This is a genomic window from Sulfuricurvum sp. PD_MW2 (genome assembly GCF_002633015.1).
Classification (GTDB): domain Bacteria; phylum Campylobacterota; class Campylobacteria; order Campylobacterales; family Sulfurimonadaceae; genus Sulfuricurvum.
Genome location: NZ_NSIU01000007.1, coordinates 20185 through 38050 on the forward strand (window position 1 = coordinate 20185; position 17866 = coordinate 38050).

20 protein-coding genes and 1 tRNA gene are annotated in these 17866 nt (G+C 44.3%); 13 read left to right on the forward strand and 8 right to left on the reverse strand.

The window, feature by feature from the left end:
• Positions 1–86: 86 nt before the first annotated feature.
• Together CJD30_RS04885 and CJD30_RS04890 are read right to left on the reverse strand one after the other, a co-directional pair.
• Positions 87–1274: an OprD family outer membrane porin gene (locus CJD30_RS04885; RefSeq protein ID WP_294916885.1), complete on the reverse strand. Its 1188-nt coding sequence runs from the start codon at positions 1272–1274 to the stop codon at positions 87–89.
• Between the two features lie 170 nt (positions 1275–1444).
• A tRNA-Ala gene (locus CJD30_RS04890) sits at positions 1445–1520 on the reverse strand.
• Between the two features lie 99 nt (positions 1521–1619).
• On the opposite strand from CJD30_RS04890, the gene CJD30_RS04895 reads away from it, so the two are divergent.
• Positions 1620–2246, forward strand: a complete 627-nt coding sequence (locus CJD30_RS04895) for a hypothetical protein (RefSeq protein WP_294916887.1) — start codon at positions 1620–1622, stop codon at positions 2244–2246.
• Here CJD30_RS04895 and CJD30_RS04900 read toward each other — a convergent pair.
• On the reverse strand, positions 2243–2665 hold the full coding sequence (locus tag CJD30_RS04900; RefSeq protein ID WP_294916889.1) for a hypothetical protein: 423 nt from the start codon (positions 2663–2665) through the stop codon (positions 2243–2245). The two genes, CJD30_RS04895 and CJD30_RS04900, sit on opposite strands and share 4 nt — an antisense overlap.
• A gap of 117 nt (positions 2666–2782) precedes the next feature.
• Between CJD30_RS04900 and CJD30_RS04905 the strand changes: the two genes are divergently transcribed.
• Complete coding sequence (locus CJD30_RS04905; protein WP_294916891.1) at positions 2783–3571, forward strand: HDOD domain-containing protein; 789 nt, start codon at positions 2783–2785, stop codon at positions 3569–3571.
• Between the two features lie 6 nt (positions 3572–3577).
• Here the strand turns inward: CJD30_RS04905 and CJD30_RS04910 are convergent, their stop codons facing one another.
• Positions 3578–4267 (reverse strand): sulfite exporter TauE/SafE family protein, encoded by a 690-nt coding sequence (locus CJD30_RS04910; protein WP_294916893.1) that lies wholly within the window; start codon positions 4265–4267, stop codon positions 3578–3580.
• 122 nt (positions 4268–4389) lie between these two features.
• Here CJD30_RS04910 and CJD30_RS04915 point away from each other — a divergent pair, with 122 nt between their 5' ends.
• Positions 4390–4653, forward strand: a complete 264-nt coding sequence (locus tag CJD30_RS04915; RefSeq protein ID WP_294916896.1) for a heavy metal-associated domain-containing protein — start codon at positions 4390–4392, stop codon at positions 4651–4653.
• 40 nt (positions 4654–4693) lie between these two features.
• Here CJD30_RS04915 and CJD30_RS04920 read toward each other — a convergent pair whose 3' ends face one another.
• From CJD30_RS04920 to CJD30_RS04930, 3 genes are read right to left on the reverse strand one after another with little or no spacing between them, the layout of a single operon-like run.
• The gene (locus tag CJD30_RS04920; RefSeq protein ID WP_294916897.1) at positions 4694–5665 is read right to left on the reverse strand and encodes an argininosuccinate synthase domain-containing protein; all 972 of its coding nucleotides are present in this window, start codon (positions 5663–5665) and stop codon (positions 4694–4696) included.
• 16 nt (positions 5666–5681) lie between these two features.
• Entirely contained in the window at positions 5682–7325 is a 1644-nt protein-coding gene (dnaG, locus tag CJD30_RS04925) for a DNA primase (RefSeq protein ID WP_294916899.1), read from the reverse strand.
• Between the two features lie 24 nt (positions 7326–7349).
• Positions 7350–9014, reverse strand: coding sequence for a methyl-accepting chemotaxis protein (locus tag CJD30_RS04930; protein WP_294916901.1), 1665 nt, complete (start codon positions 9012–9014; stop codon positions 7350–7352).
• Positions 9015–9174: 160 nt separating this feature from the next.
• Between CJD30_RS04930 and rpsU the strand changes: the two genes are divergently transcribed.
• The 3 genes from rpsU to CJD30_RS04945 all read left to right on the forward strand — a co-directional run bounded on the left by rpsU (position 9175) and on the right by CJD30_RS04945 (position 11606).
• Positions 9175–9387, forward strand: a complete 213-nt coding sequence (gene rpsU / locus CJD30_RS04935) for a 30S ribosomal protein S21 (RefSeq protein ID WP_013458942.1) — start codon at positions 9175–9177, stop codon at positions 9385–9387.
• Between the two features lie 121 nt (positions 9388–9508).
• The gene (gene purT / locus CJD30_RS04940) at positions 9509–10672 is read left to right on the forward strand and encodes a formate-dependent phosphoribosylglycinamide formyltransferase (protein ID WP_294916904.1); all 1164 of its coding nucleotides are present in this window, start codon (positions 9509–9511) and stop codon (positions 10670–10672) included.
• Positions 10673–10676: 4 nt separating this feature from the next.
• Complete coding sequence (locus CJD30_RS04945; protein WP_294916907.1) at positions 10677–11606, forward strand: D-2-hydroxyacid dehydrogenase; 930 nt, start codon at positions 10677–10679, stop codon at positions 11604–11606.
• On the opposite strand, the gene CJD30_RS04950 is transcribed toward CJD30_RS04945, so the two are convergent.
• Entirely contained in the window at positions 11584–12489 is a 906-nt protein-coding gene (locus CJD30_RS04950; RefSeq protein WP_294916910.1) for an AEC family transporter, read from the reverse strand. The genes CJD30_RS04945 and CJD30_RS04950 overlap by 23 nt on opposite strands.
• A 131-nt stretch (positions 12490–12620) precedes the next feature.
• Here CJD30_RS04950 and CJD30_RS04955 point away from each other — a divergent pair, with 131 nt between their 5' ends.
• From CJD30_RS04955 to CJD30_RS04985, 7 genes are all read left to right on the forward strand, one after another.
• The gene (locus tag CJD30_RS04955; protein WP_294916912.1) at positions 12621–13154 is read left to right on the forward strand and encodes an outer membrane beta-barrel protein; all 534 of its coding nucleotides are present in this window, start codon (positions 12621–12623) and stop codon (positions 13152–13154) included.
• A gap of 148 nt (positions 13155–13302) precedes the next feature.
• Positions 13303–14904 carry an FAD-dependent oxidoreductase gene (locus CJD30_RS04960; protein ID WP_294916914.1) on the forward strand — a complete coding sequence of 534 codons (1602 nt, stop codon included), beginning with the start codon at positions 13303–13305 and terminating at the stop codon, positions 14902–14904.
• Positions 14883–15011 (forward strand): hypothetical protein, encoded by a 129-nt coding sequence (locus CJD30_RS04965; protein WP_294916916.1) that lies wholly within the window; start codon positions 14883–14885, stop codon positions 15009–15011. Before CJD30_RS04960 ends, CJD30_RS04965 begins: the two co-directional genes overlap by 22 nt.
• Positions 15011–15718: a 2Fe-2S iron-sulfur cluster-binding protein gene (locus CJD30_RS04970; protein ID WP_294916919.1), complete on the forward strand. Its 708-nt coding sequence runs from the start codon at positions 15011–15013 to the stop codon at positions 15716–15718. The genes CJD30_RS04965 and CJD30_RS04970 overlap by 1 nt, the downstream gene beginning before the upstream one ends.
• Before the next feature lie 61 nt (positions 15719–15779).
• Positions 15780–16277: a YajQ family cyclic di-GMP-binding protein gene (locus CJD30_RS04975; protein WP_294916922.1), complete on the forward strand. Its 498-nt coding sequence runs from the start codon at positions 15780–15782 to the stop codon at positions 16275–16277.
• A gap of 10 nt (positions 16278–16287) precedes the next feature.
• Positions 16288–17241, forward strand: a complete 954-nt coding sequence (locus CJD30_RS04980; RefSeq protein ID WP_294916925.1) for an HD domain-containing phosphohydrolase — start codon at positions 16288–16290, stop codon at positions 17239–17241.
• The gene (locus CJD30_RS04985) at positions 17238–17864 is read left to right on the forward strand and encodes a DNA-binding protein (RefSeq protein WP_294916927.1); all 627 of its coding nucleotides are present in this window, start codon (positions 17238–17240) and stop codon (positions 17862–17864) included. Before CJD30_RS04980 ends, CJD30_RS04985 begins: the two co-directional genes overlap by 4 nt.
• Positions 17865–17866: the final 2 nt, after the last annotated feature.

The following is a 17866-nucleotide window of genomic DNA, read 5'->3' on the forward strand; positions in this document are numbered from 1 at the left end:
GTAAACATTCCTTTGGGAAAAAATTACAGCTATTATAGTATGTGTTTGATTCGATTACGTTAATGTAGATCAAATCAAAGAGCAACTTAAAATAAATAGCTTGCAAAAAGTCTAAATTGAACCGAATCGGGATCGCTGCCATTTGTAAGATAGATTACGCGCCCCTCTAAAACAATCTCTTCGATGGCTTTTCCTAGAGTTAACGATGTTTCATGGTAGTGGCTGCCGTGTTCGACAAGATCGGTATGTGCTGTTTTTATGCCAAGATTGTGAAAGGTTTCATCACCCCATTGAGCTTCCACTTTATATCCACGTGCACCGTGACGGCTATGCGCTGATTCATAATAACCTGAGGTAAAGAGAACATCTCCTGACCCGTAACAAAGATCGGGAGAACCTTGGCTTTGATCATGGCTTTTTGCCCAAGCTTGATTGTATGCCGCCGTGAATGTTATACCGCTTTCTGGTTCATTCCATGAGCCTTTAATTCCTAAAATAGTATCGTTGATTCCGATAGCCGAACCCGATTCTCTGTAATTTTTAAGGGCGCCGATCATCTCTTGACGCAATGCTTGAAATGCCACCGATGCGTCATCGAGAGTATATTCGGTTTCAAAATAAAATTGATTCATAATATTATTGACGTTTCCACCCCATAGTTGCGAGGTTTGATTTTCTAGCTTATAGGTTAATCCAACGATACTTACGGAAGTATTATCGGTAGCATACGGCGATGCAAAAAATCCCGGCATCGAACCTGATAGAGCATCAGAAATAGGGGTAAATGAGAATGGATCCCCTCCATTTTCCCATCCCGCCATTTTTCGGGCATGCCCTAGAGTCAATTCCCATTGCTCCCCATAGCGGGCGTGTATATCAAGCGCTTCAAAGAGATTCGGCATCAACGATACGTCGTTGGAATTTAAAAGAGGCCAATCCAGACGCATTCTTCCAATTTGGGCAGATACACCCTCATTTTCCGCTTTAATCCATGCCTCTCCTATAACACCGTTTGTATGACCGTGAGGCCCGAGAAGTTCACCGGGTGTTGAACGCAACGGTAGCGCTCCGTAGGCGGCGACTCCCACTTTTAGATAGGAGGTCAGTTCAGATTCGGCCCCGAGTTTTAATATCATGGCACTTTCTGTATGGCGTATATCAGAATAGCGGTCTTGCTGGAGAATCATACGAAGTTCGTTGGAGTATTCGAGTGCACTGAGGGAGGATAATGAAAATACACCAGTGCAAAAAAGTAATAAACGGTATTTAATCATAGTGATTCCCTTAATACAATAAGTTTTTTGAATACTATTATAGTCAAGAAAATAGAAAATGAAAGAAGTAGTTTGTGTTTCAAATGTATAGATTTGGCACAACGGTGTGATATAACAAAAAGAATCTAGGGGTATAAAATATAGATTTAAAATGTTCGTGGTAGAAGATTTGGTGGACCCTAGCGGGATCGAACCGCTGACCTCGTCGCTGCCAGCGACGCGCTCTCCCAGCTGAGCTAAGGGCCCAAAGTAGATATTTGGATCGAAATTATACGATGCAGGGTCTTAAATGTCAATGTGAACGAAAAAGGTAAAGTTTTAAAAAAATATGACGATATATCGGACATGAAAAAGTTAGCCCTAATTATGATGTTTAGTACGATAAGTGTAGTGTTGAGTGCGGAGGAATATACGATTCAGGCGATCAGCGCCCAAAAAGAGGCATCGATCACTCCCGCTTTTGAGAAAAAAATAGAGAAAAGTGCTCTTCCTGTCACCAAGAAAAAAGAGGGTACCTGCAATATTGTTACTGTAGGGAAGTATCCTTCCGTGAAAGCCGCAAAGCAAGATCTTGCAAAAGCAAAAGCGATTAGTAAAGATGCGTTTGTCCGTTCTGTTGAACGTGCTACCCCAAAAGGGTGTGAAAACACAAATGCTGTAAAAGCAAATGAGAAAAAGGCAAGCGTAGAACAAACGGTTAACAAAACTGTAGCGGTTCAGGTTATGGCAGTACAACCTAAAAAAGAAGAGGTAGTGGCTGTAGTAACTCCGGTTGTGCAACCGGTCGCTGCTTCTGTAGCACAAGAGAATAAAAGCGAGCCTTGCAAAACAAAACCGTGTGAAAACGTTGTTAAACCGGTCTATGTGTATGACCGCAATCTTGCACGCAAAAGCGACATCGAAGATGCGATCGAGTATTACAAACGATCACCTTACTATACGTTTAAGCCGGTTTTGACTCAACGCAATTAAGGTTCTTTATTGGCTGCGCTGTAGAGGCAGTCAAGATCGATTAGAAGGCTTTTTCTTGCTTCCGCATGAAGAGATTCTAGCAATTCGGATGGATTTTCTCCATTTGAGGGATAGCAGACCGCGGCAGAGGGTATAGCTTTCTCGAACAGGTCTTCGATCATTTTTTTAACGATTCCGCATCCGTATTTGTCTGTGTAGGGCATGACAAAGAAATAATAGTCATCACAATGGACAATTGAATCGGAAGTACGAAGTAAGCTTTGAAGATTGGTTTTGACGATGGAGGATTCAAACCCTGTAAAATCGCAAAACAAAATTGTAAAGCTTTCTGAACGGTTTTCATCCAACCGATCTGACATACCGATATTGAGATCGATGAGCGAAGAAAAATTGTAAAACGAAAACAGTACGCCTGCCATGGGTGACTCCTAAAAAATATAGTACCCTTAGTATAGCGTTAATTTAATCAAACTAATCATGGTTTAACAACAGAGTGAGTACACTCTAGTTTATAAAGTATCCAAGGAGCTACCCATATGCTTGAAGAGATAAAAACCCTTCCGCCTTTGCCTGATTCGGTAGTAAAAATCCAAGAATTATGCATGAAAAGCGATACCAATATTGATGAGCTCTCTATGGTGATCGAGCGTGATCCCATGCTGAGTGCCAATATTTTGAAATCGGTCAATTCCCCATTATACGGAATGAGCAAAGAGATATCTTCGATACCCAAAGCGATTATGCTCTTTGGAATCGCAATGATCCGCGGTTTTGCGGCAGCGAGTGCGATCAAAAAGACAATGACGATCGATTTAACCCCTTATAATACCAATATTGATGGATTGACAAACGTATCATCGGTTCAGTCCGCTCTCGTGAGAGAGTGGTATCGCAACGTCGATAAGAGTATGCTTCCACTTTTGCAAAGCGGCGCTTTTTTGATGGAACTGGGGAAACTTGCAGGTGCAATGAATATTATCAAAAGCGGTAAAACTCAATTGTTTACTGCGGAAATAGCTCAAAAAGGGTCTTCACTTGAAGAGATTGAGCGAAAATATCTTGGATCGAGCAGTTATGAAATTTCAGCGAGTATGTTTGAACATTGGAATTTTGAATCGGCATTAACCGATGCGCTCAGAGAGATCTCAAGTCCCTCAACGAAAAATCCGTATTCACAGGTATTGAGTGTTGTTGCCTGCGCGGTCAATATTCAGGGGATTTTTACCGATGAGGGGCTAAATGAGGCTTTTGAGCTGATCCACACGTTTGGATTGGACAAAAAAATATTTGCAGATGCGGTGCGTACTATTAAATTTGCCGAATAATCAGTGTTATATCGGCAAATCAAAAAAGTACGCTAATCCATAATAAACACTGTAAAGACCGTAGATGAGAATCGCTAATGCCGCGATTCGGTTCATGGTTTGACGAAACGCTATCTCTTTAAAAAAACTCACCGATTGCCCTAGCGCGAGGAGTGTTGGAACGGTTGCAAGGCCAAAGAGCGCCATAACCATTCCTCCCTCAATAATGGATGCCGAAGCCGCAGCTTTCGCTGCAAAGAAAAATACAAATCCGCAGGGAAAGAAACCGTTCATCACCCCAAGGGCAAAAAAACTTCCGATATTTTTACTTTTGATAAGGCGTGAAAAGAGGGTTTTAAAAAGTGAATTGCTTGAGAATCCCCGCTCCAACAAATGAATCAGTTTGGATAATCCGAACATCCCCAGTGCAGTGATGATCATAATTATTCCGGCGAGAATGAAAAGGGCTCCGTGAAATTCCATACTTACACTAAAGAGTGCACCGATTCCGCCGAAAATCATCCCCAAAACGATATAAGAACTCACGCGTCCAAGATTATAGGCACTGTGACGAATCAGTTGTGCGGTACGAGACATGGAAGCATCAATTTTAGTAGAACTGTAAGCGACGATAAATCCTCCGCACATACCGACACAATGGCCGAAACTTCCGGCAAATGCAATCGAGATTATGAGCCACCATTCGATATCGTGCATGCAATAACCTTTTTTAAATAGGGTAATAGTCTAAATTGTTTTTGTTACAAGAGTGTTAAGGCTTAACACTTCTTTAACACTTCTATGAAACAATAGCATGAAATTATTTAAAGGATTCGGGAATGAAAAAAGTTCTATTTTCACTTATGGCTTTGGGCGCAGTTTTGAGTGCGGATCAGACGATTAAATTGAATGTGAGCGGTATGACATGTCCGGCGTGTGTCAAAAATGTAAAAGGAACGTTGAATGATGTTTCCGGAGTGAAAGAGTCTACCGTCTATCTCAAAGAGGGAAAAGCGGAAGTGAAAACTCAAGATGGCACCAAGGCTGAGAACCTTTGTGATGCCGTAAAAAAAGCGGGATATGGGTGTTCAGTCGCTAAATAACAGAGTCTAAACTTCGTGTGAGTCTTGCTCCATCGAGCGCTTAAATAAAGTATTGCTGCGCATCGTTACGGCTTAGATCGCTGAGCGTGGCTAATGCAGTCCCTTCAAAATCGAGGGTTTGCTCCCCTTCAAAGCCCGGTTTGCAATAAGCAAGGATCAATTTTGCCGCTAAAAGTTTATCTTGGTCGCTCGCATTACGTGAGATCATTGCGTGAGGCCCTACAAGTTCCGTGGTGATATGGAGATATTTAGCGTTATTGACACCTTTTAAAATTTCGTTATCTTCCGCATTTCGTCCGATGATGAGTTTCGCTTTATCCGGAAGGCGCAGCTGACGACCGTATTTGATCGTTGGGATATCTTCGACACTAAAGGTGTCATGGGCAATAAAATCACGAATTTTATTTGAGAAGTTTTCATCGGTGAGCAAACACCCTCCGCCCGGTGCTTCGTAATCTTTTAATCCGAATTGGTCTGCGAGTTCCATTTGGCGTTCGCGATTGCGACCGCTAATGTTCTCAAGTTTTTCGCGATCTACCCATCCCTCGATTTCTGGAATGGTCGGAGCCAGTGATTTCGCAGACATAGGACGGAGCAGCAACCCCTCGCAGTTACTGAGATTGAGTACTTTTTGGAGCGAATCACTATTTTGACTCATGGGACGCTGTCCTAAGACTTCGCCGCTAATCAAAAAGCTCGCTCCCCACTCTTCCATAAGCCGTTTTGCCACTTCAAACATTTTGGCATGGCAGTCAATGCAGGGATTGAAGTTTTTTCCATAGCCGTATTTAGGGGTGAAAAGAACCTCGCGTATGTACTCGTCTCGTATATCGACGCTTCGGAATTCGGCTCCGATTTGTTGGCACATATTTTTCATATGAGCAAGACGATCCTTTGTCGAACCAAAGCCTGTGTTGATATTGCAGGCGATCACTTCGATCCCTTGATCGATGATGAGTTTTGCCGCGAGAGTAGAGTCAAGACCGCCGCTAAAGAGGGCAATAGCTTTCATTGAAGTTATCCTTAGATTATGTCAGTGGGACCAGTTCGCCTCGTTTTAAGCGTTCAATTTTATCCCGATACTGACGTATTAAATACGATTTTTGATCGAATGATACCGTATTTTGGGTTGTCACTTTTTTGAGTTCACGATTATAATGGGCAATCAAGAAAGTGATAAGCTCCGTTCGGATTCCCTCATCTCCTTCAAACGTTCGGATTCGATCATCCATCATTAATGCGCTGAGCCGGTGATCATCATTGCGCCCTTGAAGAGCGGCTTCAAACTCACTGGCGTGGTACTGCAATAAGGATGCATCGATAAAATCGAGCAATGTATCGGCAATCTGAGGACGTTCCAACAGGGTTTTGATAAAACTCAGCTCCCAAATATCATGATGGGAAAAGTTGATCGGCTGCGGCGCCGTATTTTTTTTATGAGCGATTTGTATCAGAGATGGAGATATCCCCAGTTTGGAAGCGATAAAGGGGCGATATTCTTCCTGAAGCAGCGGTGAGAGACTTTTTAAAAATGCTATATTTTCATGAAGGGCTGTCTCTTTGGCTTTGGGATCTTGAAGATCATAGGCGCTGATCATTTCAGAGATGACAAATTCGATAAAGGGGATAGGACGGCGTAGAAGGGTATTGAGTTGTTCGATTTGAGCGTTTTTAATCATGTCGGCAGGATCAAGTCCCCCTTCAAACAACACTACTCCACCGTCAAACCCTGACATGCTCAGCAGCTTTGATGCTTTGAAGGCTGCGGCTCGACCCGCTTTATCTCCATCGTAGGCCAAAAATATTTTTGGTTCCCCTTTACGCAGTAGAGGTAAGTGCTCGGCGGTTAGAGCTGTTCCGAGTGTTGCGACGGCATGGGTAAATCCCGCCTGATGGAGCATGACAACGTCCAAATACCCCTCGGTAACGATGATTTCTTTGCGGCGGTAAATTGCCTCACGGGCGAGATGGTACGCATACAGTAGACGTGATTTGTTAAAAATGGCACTTTGGGAGGAGTTGACGTATTTTGCCTGATGTCCTGTGATGGTACGACCGCCGAATCCGACGATGGCACCGCTGGTGGAGTGGATCGGAAACGTAATCCGTTCGATAAAACGGGCAAAAAGGCGTCCCTCCTCTCCTCGACCGATCGCCCCTTGCTCAATTGCATCGGCGGTAGGGAATTTTTGCTGTTCTAAGAATCGAAGTGTTTCGGGTGATGTCGGGGCATAGCCTATACCGAAGCGCTCGATACTGGAGGCATAGATCCCACGTTCATGCAGATAATCTTGCGCGGTTTTGTTTTGCTCGAGAAGCTTTTGATACCAATCATTGAGTGTTTCGAGGAGATTTGAGCGTTTTTTTTGTTTGGTATCGTCGGTGTAGTGTAGGGTGAAGTTCGTGGATGCGGCAAGTTTTTCAATCGCTTCGGGATAGTTGAGCTTTTCATATTCCATGACAAATTTGATACTATCACCATGCACACCGCATCCGAAACAGTGGTAGCTTTGGCGAGACGGATTAACGACAAAACTGGGGGATTTTTCATCATGAAACGGACAGGGTGCTTTAAAACTGCTGCCTGCACGTTTGAGCTCGATATAAGAGCCGACGATATCGACAATATCAAGTCGGGCTTTCAGCGCCTCAATGGAGTCTTGGGTTATCATGGAGATATTGTAGCCAAAAGCCCCTTATGACAATGTCGTAAATTGTCCGAGTTGGGTATCCAGCGCTTTTGCCGAGGTATCGATAGAGGTGACGATTTCAGAGAGTTGCTGCATCGAGAGTTCATTCGATGCGGTCAGTTCCCCCAGAATTTTGATATGGGAAATCATATCGTCAATATGATCGGCAATGGTTTGGGAATCATTGACGCTTTGGATGGTTCGATCGTTTGTTTGTTCCATCGCTTTGACCGTTTGCGTGATACTGTGATCGACTCTTTCAGAAATAGCCGATATCTCGCGTAGCGATTGTGAATTGTGATGCATCTGTTCGGTGGAATCGTTGATGCTTTGAACGATGATATTGATGGTGGCATTGATCTCTACCAAAGAGTGTTGAGTTTTTTCGGCCAGTTTTCTAACCTCATCGGCTACGACGGCAAATCCTCTTCCGTGTTCTCCGGCTCGGGCTGCTTCGATTGCAGCATTAAGTGCCAGTAAGTTCGTTTGATCGGCAATATCGTTGATGACACTAAGGACGGCTTTGACTTGTGATGCATCGGCGCTTAGCTGCGTGAGTTTCGTTTCAAGCTCTTCTTCAAGCTGTGCATTATGCGACAGGGTGGAGAGGAGGGTGGAGAGCTCTTCTCTCCCCCTATGCAGTTGATCCATCGAATTGGTCATATTTTCGAGCGTGAGTGATAGATTGCTGACACTGTGATCAACGGTCGATTGGACCGAGGAGGCTTTTTCGGAGGCATTTTGTCCGATTGCGTATCCTTGGTCGGCTCTCGATTTGACTTCCGCACTGATAGAATCGAGTCGATTCGCGGCCGAAAGATTGTCGGCAGCAATCGATTTTGCATGTGAGATGGAGCGTTCAATTTCTCCGATAAATCGGTTGAGGCTGTCCATCATAGTCCCCGTTTCATCACGGGTTGAGCCGGTAAATGATTTGGTGAGATTGAAAATATCGGTTTTGAGATTGAGGTTTAGATGTTTGATCGGACGGGTTACCTGAGCGACGAGCAGGGAAACGTTAAGAGCGGAGATAGCAATGCCGATAATGCCGATAGCTATGTTTTTGTGCAGAGCGGTTGCGATATCGGTATGCTGCATCGATAATAATATGACATTGAGCAACCCCATGATTACGGTAATGCCGATTAAGGTGGTGAAAATCGAAAGAGCCATTTTTTTCCCAAAAGAGATGAAGGGATAGCGTTCGCTCAGAGCGATAGGAGAAGTCCACTCTTCCAGCCGGATGACGAAGAGGATAAAAACCGGAATAACAAAAAGCAATAACAGGGGCAAAACGGATGCTTGTGCCAAGATGAACCGCTCTACACTCATGAAAGGTTTGCCCCATAAAACAGCAAGGGGACCCGGCAAAATATAAAAGAGCTGTCCGATTAAAAAACGATAGGGCATTTGCGAAACGAGGATAACGGTTTCATTGTATCGGCTAGGAGCGTGAAGGCCTGATTCGATTTTGCTCAAAAAGGTGTTGAACACAACCAGCATCACCGTTGTGGCAATAGCCATATAAATGAGCATCTGCGGTGAAAATAAGATACTGAAAAGCTCATCAAACGTGAACAAAGTAGAATAGTATAAGAAAAGAATCCACGCCATCGGCGGAACCATCATTCCTATAAACACAAGGATCATCAGCCGGGTTTTAGAATGCATATACTCTCCGAGCTTATCGTGGAATTTGATAACTTTTAGATAATTTCATTATGGGTATAATATCCTTATAAAATGCTAATATAGCTCTGTAAATAACTATTTTTTGAAAAATAGGGTATAATTCGCGTTCGAAAATTTTAAATAGAAAGTGGGTGATTGCATGCCTGGTATTATCTTACGCCAAGATGATAATTTTGATGCAGCTTACCGCCGTTTCAAGAAACAAACAGATCGTAATCTGATTGTTACTGAAGCTCGTGCTCGCCGTAACCACGTTACAGAGACCGAAAAGCGTAAACAATTCAAAATCAGCGCTCGCAAAAAGATGTTGAAACGTCTTTATATGATGAGACGTTACGAATCGCGCCTGTAATCTCTTGCGCTTCGGCGCTGGGGTTACACCTCTTTATTCCTCCAATTTTTCCCTTTGTAACAAAACCTTTACTAACCCTATGATACACTTCGTGTAAACATTTTTGCACAAGGCTCTTGTTATGCTCTTTAGCGCACCTCTCAAAACCAATTCCAAAAAAATCATGTTGTTAGGCTCCGGCGAACTCGGTAAAGAAGTAGCGATCGAGGCACAGCGTCTCGGTATGGAAGTGATTGCAGTAGACCGTTATGCGCACGCTCCGGCACACTTGGTTGCGAACCGCTCGCATGTGGTCAATATGCAAGATAAAGAGGCGGTTCTTAAACTGATCCGCAAAGAGAAACCCGATTTTATCCTTCCTGAGATCGAAGCGATCAGTATCGATGCGCTGTTTGCCGCAGAAGCGGAAGGATTTTGCGTGATCCCGAACGCCGAAGCGGTGAATAAAACCATGAACCGAAAAAATATCCGCCGTTTTGCCGCCGAAGAGTTGGGGCTTAAAACAAGCCGTTATCATTTCGTGAGCACGTTCGAAGATATGTGTACCGCAGCTGAGGATGTCGGATTTCCGTGTGTGATCAAGCCGGTTATGAGCTCATCAGGGCATGGTCAAAGTATTGCCCGCAGTGCAGAAGATCTTCCTGCTTCATGGGAGATGGCGAAAGAAGCGCGCGGCGATGCGAGCGAGTTGATCGTCGAAGAGTTCATCCGTTTTGATTATGAGATCACGTTGCTAACAGCACGCAATGGTGTCGAGACCGTATTTTGTGAGCCGATCGGACATATCCAAAAAGACGGTGATTATATTTTCAGCTGGCAGCCGATGGAGATGTCGAAAAAAGCGCTCAAACGTTCCCAAAAGATTGCCAAAGCGATAACAGATGGTTTGGGCGGCAAAGGGTTGTTCGGTGTAGAATTGTTCGTGAGAGGCGATGAGGTCTATTTCAGCGAAGTGAGCCCAAGACCTCACGATACTGGGATGGTGACCCTTATCACCCAAAGCCAAAGCGAGTTTGCTCTTCACGTTCGTGCCGTACTTGGATTGCCGTTAGGCTTCACGTTTTACGGCGACGGAGCAAGTGCTGCATATAAATCAGGTGTCGAATCGCATGAACCGGTGATCGATGTTGCGGATGAGCTGTTTGATGAGAAAACGTTTGTACGTGTATTCGGTAAACCAGAAGCCCATATCGGACGTCGTATGGCGGTAGTACTCGTATTTGATAAAGTGAACAAAGCACTCAAAAAAGCAAAAAAATTGATTAAAAAAATCAAGGATGCATAATCGGATGAAGATTATAATCCTTGATGCACTAACGTATGGTGATACTTCGTTAGTTGGTTTTGAAGCGCTGGGGGATGTAGCTGTTTATCAGACCACATCTGCTGATGAAACGATGGAACGTGTACGAGAAGCGGAAGTAATTGTTACCAACAAAGTGGTGATTAACGATGCCGTGATGGAAGTAGCACGGTCGCTCAAACTGATCTGTGTGGCGGCGACGGGAACCAACAATATCGATCACGATGCCGCCGCGCTTCGGGGGATAACTGTCAAAAACGTTGCGGGATATTCGACGGATGCGGTAGTGCAACATACTTTCTCAATGCTCTTTTATCTAATGGGGCATAGCCGTTATTACGATGAGTATGTCAAGAACGGTTCATGGCAAAAAGAAGCGGTATTTGCCCACATCGGTCCCTCGTTCAGTGAATTGCGCGGCAAAACATGGGGGATCATCGGACTGGGTGAGATCGGGAGAAATGTAGCACGAATTGCAACAGCATTTGGGGCTAACGTCTGGTATCACTCCACTTCGGGGAAAAACGAGAACAGCGAGTATGAGAAAACAACGCTTAGCCGTTTGATCGAAAACAGCGATGTTATCTCTATCCATGCTCCGCTCAATCCATCAACAGAAAACCTGATCTCCCACTCCGAATTGCTGCAGATGAAAGATGGTGCCGTATTGCTCAATCTTGGTCGGGGTGGGATCGTCGATGAGGATGCCCTGTCGGTTATCATCGATGTGAAACCGATTTTTGTAGGGCTCGATGTTCTTACCAAAGAGCCGATGAAAACGCCTCATCCTCTTTTGGCTGTTAAACATCCGGAGCGTCTTTATATCACTCCCCATATCGCATGGACATCCCGTGAAGCGCGGGAACGTTTGATTGTCGCGACGATCGAAAATATCAAAACATTTGTAATAGCGTAGGCAAAAAGAAAGCAATCCCCAAAAACAGTGTCGAGGTCGTAAAGACTTCCACCGTCACGGTTCGCGGTGCACAGTTATAGAGGGATGCGAGGTTGACGTTCGCTACTGCCAGCGGGACGATCAGCTCCAAAAACAAAATCCCCTTCACCGCTCTATCCATCTCAATATTCTGCAACGTGATAAAAGCAATCAATGGGATGAGTAGAAATTTTGTTCCGTTGACCCATGCAGTGAGACGAAGATTGATCTCACGCAATTTAATCCCGTACAAATAGATCCCAAACAATACCAACTGCATGGTCATCGAAGCATACGCCCCCATCATCAACGTTTTATCGACGGCCGGGCTGGGCTGATAGCCGATGAGGTTGAGGGCGATGGCGACCATCGCTGCCCAAAGAACAGGAAGTTTGAGAATATTCATGAGCGAATCACGTGCACTAAATTCACCACGTGAATAATAAAAGACCCCAATGGTATAAACGACAAATACGTTCACGAGATTGATAAGGGTGAGATAGGGGACGCTCATCTCTCCAAACAGTGCGATTCCTAACGGGATACCGAGATTGCCCGTATTGCCGATAAGTGCGGCAACGGTCGCGATAGAGCGCTCTTTGGTATCGTGAAATAGCAGTTTTGCTAAGGGGATCATCAATAGAAGGGATAAAAGCGAAATACCCAGATACAAAGCGGGAGCAAAGAGAAGCTCAGTATCGATAGGACGTTTCAGCAATCCCCAAAAGGTAAGAAATATTTGTAAAAAATAGACACTCAGCAACGTTATGGTTCGGTCGTCAATTTTTTCTTTGAATGACCATTTGGCTCCATATCCGACAGCGATAAAAAGGTAGATACCCATGATAGAAAAAAGAGTTTGCATATAGTCACTTGGATGTTAGAGTCAATAAAAAAGGAATTGTAACATGATCAATGCAGGAATTCGATTTAATATGTTATAATCAAAAACAACTATAATTGATGGTTGTATCTTGTTGAAAAAAGGATATGAAGATGATAAAGTATGCACTCGTAGCGGGATTATTGACAAGTTCATTGATGGCTGCAGGACCGTATGTCGGTCTTGATATGGGTCGAGTTGATGTTGATTATAAGGCGGCAGGGACGTCCAGTAGTGTAGACGATACCGGCGTGACCTTAAAAGGGGGATATTATTTCAACCAAAATAACCGTGTTTATGCATTTTATCAATACGTTGATCCAAATGTTGATAATGCTTCTTTCAAGCAATACGGTGTCGGTTATGATTATTTGATCGGTGAGGGGCCGCTAAAGCCGTTTGTGGGTGTCATGATCGGGCGAGCTAACAGCAAAGTCAATAACATACACGATAATTTTGACATTAGCGGAACGCTTGTCGGAGTACAAGGGGGTGTGAGTTATTCATTTAACTCCAATGTATCAATTGAAGCAGGATATAGATACATCGATTATACCGGTGCAGATGCCTATGAAAGTGTTGATGGTGTCAATGTAGAAGCGACATCGGCACAAAATTGGTTTGCTGGATTGAACTTTAAATTTTAACTACAACTTCTCGGGTTCCTCACTTAGGAACCCTCTATGCATATCTGTCTTTGATTATTCTCACAATAAATAAAACTAACATATCCTTTTTAGTCGCCTAAGAGTGGGAATAAAGTACAATTGCTTTTAATGTAAAGGAGTTATGCGTATGTCAAAAGTATTGATTATCGGTAGCGGTGGTGCCGGTTTGGTGAGCGCGTTATCGGCTCATGAATCGGGTGCCGAGGTGATTGTCGCTTCCAAAACGCTTCCGACCCGCTCGCAAACCTCGATGGCGCAAGGGGGGATGAATGCGGTATTGGATTCAAATGACAGCATCGAAAATCATATTGCTGACACCCTAAAATCTTCCGCAGGTCTGGGAGATGAAGATCAAATCAGAGTGATGTGCGAAAAAGCCGAAGATGCCATACGGTGGTGTAACCGTATCGGACTTCCCTTCAGCCGTGATGAAAACGGAGAGATTGCCCGTCGTCGTCTGGGCGGAGCTTCGGCTCCCCGAGCGTGTTATGCGCAAGATTATACGGGACTCAAACTGCTTCACACGTTGTATGATCAATGTCTCAAAGCGGGGATAGTGTTTAAAAACGGGCGGTATCTGCTCAATCTGATTATGGATGATGAGACTAACCGTGTGTTAGGGGCTACATTTTTGGTGATCGAGAGCGGTGAAGTAGAAGAGATCCGTGCCGATACCGTGATTATGGCGACAGGCGGTTATGGTGCACTCTATGGCAAACATTCGACAAACTCGACGCAAGCAACCGGCGATGGGTTAGCCGCTGCAGTTCGTGCAGGGGCAAAGCTTGCCGATATGGAATTTATCCAGTTTCATCCTACCGCACTCAAAAACTCTTCGATTCTGATCTCTGAGAGTGCTCGGGGTGCGGGGGGATATTTGCTCAATGCGCAGTTAGAGCGATTTACCGATGAGCTGGCTCCACGCGATATCGTCGCACGCGCAATCCATGACGAGATGGCTGCAAGCGGAGCTGTTTATCTTGATATTCGCCATTTGGGTGAAGAATTTATTGCGCATGAACTCCCGCAAGAACGTAAGCTTGCACAGATCTATGAAGGGATCGATCCGGTGCATGAGCTGATCCCGATCAAACCCTCTGCCCATTACAGTATGGGAGGGATCGCAGTTAACGCTCAGTGCATGAGTGCGGTGAATGGATTATTTGCCGTAGGTGAATGTGCAAATCACAAAACGCATGGAGCGAATCGTCTGGGAGGCAATTCGTTGCTCGAACTTGTAGTTTTTGGTCGGGAATGCGGTCGAAATGCGACGGAATACGGAGCAAAATATCCAGTGCCTATCGTTGAAAATTCACAATACACTAAAGATACCAATTTTATTCGAGGGGTGATGTACTTCACCAACCAGATCGATTTTTACCAAAAACAGGAGATGTTAGCGAATATTTTCTATAACAACGTCGGTTTGGTGCGTGATGACATGGGGCTCAAAGCGGTTCTCGGAGCGATACGTCAGATGCAAAAGGAATTGCCGTTTATGGGACCGCGTGATAAATCCAAAGGATGCAATACCAATCTTGTCGAGTTTATCGAGTTTGGAAACAAAATTGAGTTAGCGGAGATGATTGTAGTGAGTGCTATCAGCCGCGTGGAGAGCAGGGGCGCTCATTATCGTATTGATGCCCCGCAGCGAAATGACATGATGTTCGGTGGCCATACGATCACATGGAAAGAGGATGGAGTACTATGCGCCGATTTTATGAAATAAAATGCACGGGTGATGATAAAGCGTGGGAAGAGGATTCAGAGCACGAAGGCTGCTGTGAAGACCCTTATGATGATGACGAAGAGTATGAGAAAGAGTGGTGTGATTAATGAATATTTCAATACAGCGTTCGCAAAACAATGAATACCAAACCTATAACGTCGAGTTAGAGAACGTTACGTTATTAACCATTATCAATCACATCAAAACAAAAATGGATCCGACTCTGACCTATTCACATGGATGCCGAAGTGGTGTATGCGGCAGCTGCGCTGTTCGTGTGAATGGTCGTGAACAACTGATGTGTGAGTATAAACCTTCCGATGGTGATACGATTGAGCCGATTCGTAATGCCCGAGTGATTCGTGATTTGATAGTCGATAGCTCAATGGTGGATAGCTGTAACGCAACTGCAATAGCGTGGAGCGAATCAACAAAAGAAGAGGGTGTTAGTAATCATGAGATGGAACGGATTGAGACGCAGAGCGATTGTATTTTGTGTACATCGTGTTATAGTGCATGTCCGGTCTATAGTGTAAACCCTCAGTTTATCGGTCCGTTTGCGTTGACGCGGGTATGGCGGTATGTGAACGATCCTCGCGAACAGGAATCATCAAGTAAAATGGCTGCGATCCAAACCAACGGCATTTGGGATTGTACCCTTTGCGGTGAGTGTGTTCCGGTTTGTCCGCAGGGGATTGCTCCGAAACAGGATATTTTAATGTTGCGAACAAAAAGTGTCATGATGGGATACAGCGATCCGAATGCTGCAGCTGCTTTTGGAGGCGGTTTAGACTTTGGAGCTCCGATCTTTTAAAACATTAAGGTGTTGTTGTGTTATACTAACTGTTATAAAAAAATAATTTTTAGGACGTGGTATGGCATCTGAACACTCTCTCGATATTTCTGCAAAAATTGATCTCCAAGCATTTAAAGATGCGATTGCTCAAGCTGAAAAAGAGGTAATCGGACGCTACGATTTCAAAGGGATTACCTATGAAATCAACTATCGTGAAAAAGAGAAACAGCTCATCCTTTTGGCTTCAAGTGATAACAAACTCGATGCTCTCAAAGATATCGTCGTTGCAAAATTAATCAAACGCGGACTCTCCTCCAAAGCGCTAAACGAACTTAAAACCGAAGATGCAAGCGGCGGAACCCGTAAAGCCACGTATAAAATCGTCGATACCATCGATGCCAAAGAGGCAAAGAAAATTGTAGCCGAAATCAAAAACCTCAAAACCAAAGCAACAGCTCAAATTGAGGGGGAACACATTCGCGTGAAATCAAAACAAATCGACGAACTCCAAAAAATCATGGGGGCGATCAAAGCGATGGAGTGGGAAGCTCCATTGGTCTTTGATAATTTCCGATGAAAGCGGACGCATGAAGGCAAAAAAATATAAGCGGATTGATAAGCGGCTCATTACAGAGGGGTCTCAAATCGATTTTAACCTTTTTTTGCCCGATGAAACCAAAACGGCAATGAGTCTCTTTTTGCAGAGTGATACGGCTGTTGATGGGACAGCAAAAGTCAAACTGCGCGAAATCGAAGGGCTTTACATCAGCGAAGAAGATGAAGCGTTGTACCAAGAGTACGTTACACGGCATCTTCAAAGTATTGCCAGAAACAGTGATATTCCTACCGATCAAAAAGCAAAAATTGTCTACGAAAAGGCGACAGAGACGATTGATGCGATGTTTAAAAATCCTGAATCGCTTGAAAATGTGAAGAGCGCACAGGATATTGTTCACAGCACCTTGGAGATGATCCTGAACGATGACAGTGCTGTTGAGTCGTTGATGAAGATTACCGCGCATGACTACTATACTCATACCCACTCCCTAAACGTCAGTATTTATACCCTTAGTCTAGGGGCTTTTTTGGGGATTGCCGGAAAAGATCTGGAAACTCTTGGGATGGCAGCCGTATTGCATGATTTAGGGAAGAGCAAAATCGATTACGAGATTATTAATAAAAACGGCAAACTCACAAATGAAGAGTTTGAACAAATGAAGCTCCATCCTACTTTCGGACATGAAATCGCATTGCATCTGGGCATTGATGATGAGAGGGTACTCAGCGGTATTCGCCATCACCATGAAAAGATTCGAGGGGGAGGATATCCTGATAACCTTCAAGGAGATCAAATCAGCTATTTTGCCCGTATTATCGGTGTGTGCGATGTTTTTGATGCGCTCTCAACGAAGCGCTCCTATAAAGATCCTATGAGCTCATTTGAATCGCTTTTGTTGATGAAACAGCAGATGTCCGAGCATTTGGATATGGATATTGTCAATGCGTTTATTAAGATGTTACACAAACAAGGAAAATCATGAAAAAGATGACGATTGCGGATGCTGCAGAGTATTTCAATGTCTCTAAAGAGGCTATTCATAACCGTATCCGACGGGGCAGTTTGGATTGTATTGTCGATAACGGTGTTAAATATGTCGCGGTAGCATCGGCAAAAGGAAATAACGATTCAACTAACATCGCAAACGATAACCGCTATACGCACTACATCGAACAAGAGAACGAACGGCTTCGCGAAAAAGTGGATGTGCTCGAAAAAGAGACGACCCGATTGCGTGATCAGCGAGAACAGATGCTCATTGATGAGCGGATAAAAGTGGAGCAAATCTATAAAGAGCGCGATGCACAGTTGCGAAGCGTACTGCATGTTGTGGCGACAAAATTCCTTTCTCATGTGAATACGGAAACCGTGATGGAAGAGGCCAATGCGATAGATGCTATCAATGCGGATGTTGTAGAGGGGACGATTGATGAGTGGGTAGCTTTGAAGTCGTTTCTAAAACTCAAGCGCTACAGTGACAAAGAGAGAAAAAAGATCAAGAACCGTTTTGAAGCGATAGCGGATCAAGACACCCGCCTGCATCTCCGTAACGGGAAAATTTATTTGAACCCCTCCGAATACGATTATTCGGATTTACTGCGATAGGG

Excerpts from the sequence above, each read along its gene's own strand:
- CJD30_RS04920 (WP_294916897.1), bottom strand. The coding sequence starts at position 5,665 with ATGAAAGCTATTGCCCTCTTTAGCGGCGGTCTTGACTCTACTCTCGCG.
- CJD30_RS04915 (WP_294916896.1), top strand. The coding sequence starts at position 4,390 with ATGAAAAAAGTTCTATTTTCACTTATGGCTTTGGGCGCAGTTTTGAGT.
- CJD30_RS04955 (WP_294916912.1), top strand. The coding sequence starts at position 12,621 with ATGATAAAGTATGCACTCGTAGCGGGATTATTGACAAGTTCATTGATG.
- CJD30_RS04985 (WP_294916927.1), top strand. The coding sequence starts at position 17,238 with ATGAAAAAGATGACGATTGCGGATGCTGCAGAGTATTTCAATGTCTCT.
- CJD30_RS04895 (WP_294916887.1), top strand. The coding sequence starts at position 1,620 with ATGAAAAAGTTAGCCCTAATTATGATGTTTAGTACGATAAGTGTAGTG.
- CJD30_RS04975 (WP_294916922.1), top strand. The coding sequence starts at position 15,780 with ATGGCATCTGAACACTCTCTCGATATTTCTGCAAAAATTGATCTCCAA.
- CJD30_RS04960 (WP_294916914.1), top strand. The coding sequence starts at position 13,303 with ATGTCAAAAGTATTGATTATCGGTAGCGGTGGTGCCGGTTTGGTGAGC.
- CJD30_RS04905 (WP_294916891.1), top strand. The coding sequence starts at position 2,783 with ATGCTTGAAGAGATAAAAACCCTTCCGCCTTTGCCTGATTCGGTAGTA.
- rpsU (WP_013458942.1), top strand. The coding sequence starts at position 9,175 with ATGCCTGGTATTATCTTACGCCAAGATGATAATTTTGATGCAGCTTAC.
- CJD30_RS04885 (WP_294916885.1), bottom strand. The coding sequence starts at position 1,274 with ATGATTAAATACCGTTTATTACTTTTTTGCACTGGTGTATTTTCATTA.
- CJD30_RS04930 (WP_294916901.1), bottom strand. The coding sequence starts at position 9,014 with ATGCATTCTAAAACCCGGCTGATGATCCTTGTGTTTATAGGAATGATG.
- CJD30_RS04945 (WP_294916907.1), top strand. The coding sequence starts at position 10,677 with ATGAAGATTATAATCCTTGATGCACTAACGTATGGTGATACTTCGTTA.
- CJD30_RS04910 (WP_294916893.1), bottom strand. The coding sequence starts at position 4,267 with ATGCACGATATCGAATGGTGGCTCATAATCTCGATTGCATTTGCCGGA.
- CJD30_RS04950 (WP_294916910.1), bottom strand. The coding sequence starts at position 12,489 with ATGCAAACTCTTTTTTCTATCATGGGTATCTACCTTTTTATCGCTGTC.
- CJD30_RS04900 (WP_294916889.1), bottom strand. The coding sequence starts at position 2,665 with ATGGCAGGCGTACTGTTTTCGTTTTACAATTTTTCTTCGCTCATCGAT.
- CJD30_RS04980 (WP_294916925.1), top strand. The coding sequence starts at position 16,288 with ATGAAGGCAAAAAAATATAAGCGGATTGATAAGCGGCTCATTACAGAG.
- CJD30_RS04965 (WP_294916916.1), top strand. The coding sequence starts at position 14,883 with ATGCGCCGATTTTATGAAATAAAATGCACGGGTGATGATAAAGCGTGG.
- dnaG (WP_294916899.1), bottom strand. The coding sequence starts at position 7,325 with ATGATAACCCAAGACTCCATTGAGGCGCTGAAAGCCCGACTTGATATT.
- CJD30_RS04970 (WP_294916919.1), top strand. The coding sequence starts at position 15,011 with ATGAATATTTCAATACAGCGTTCGCAAAACAATGAATACCAAACCTAT.
- purT (WP_294916904.1), top strand. The coding sequence starts at position 9,509 with ATGCTCTTTAGCGCACCTCTCAAAACCAATTCCAAAAAAATCATGTTG.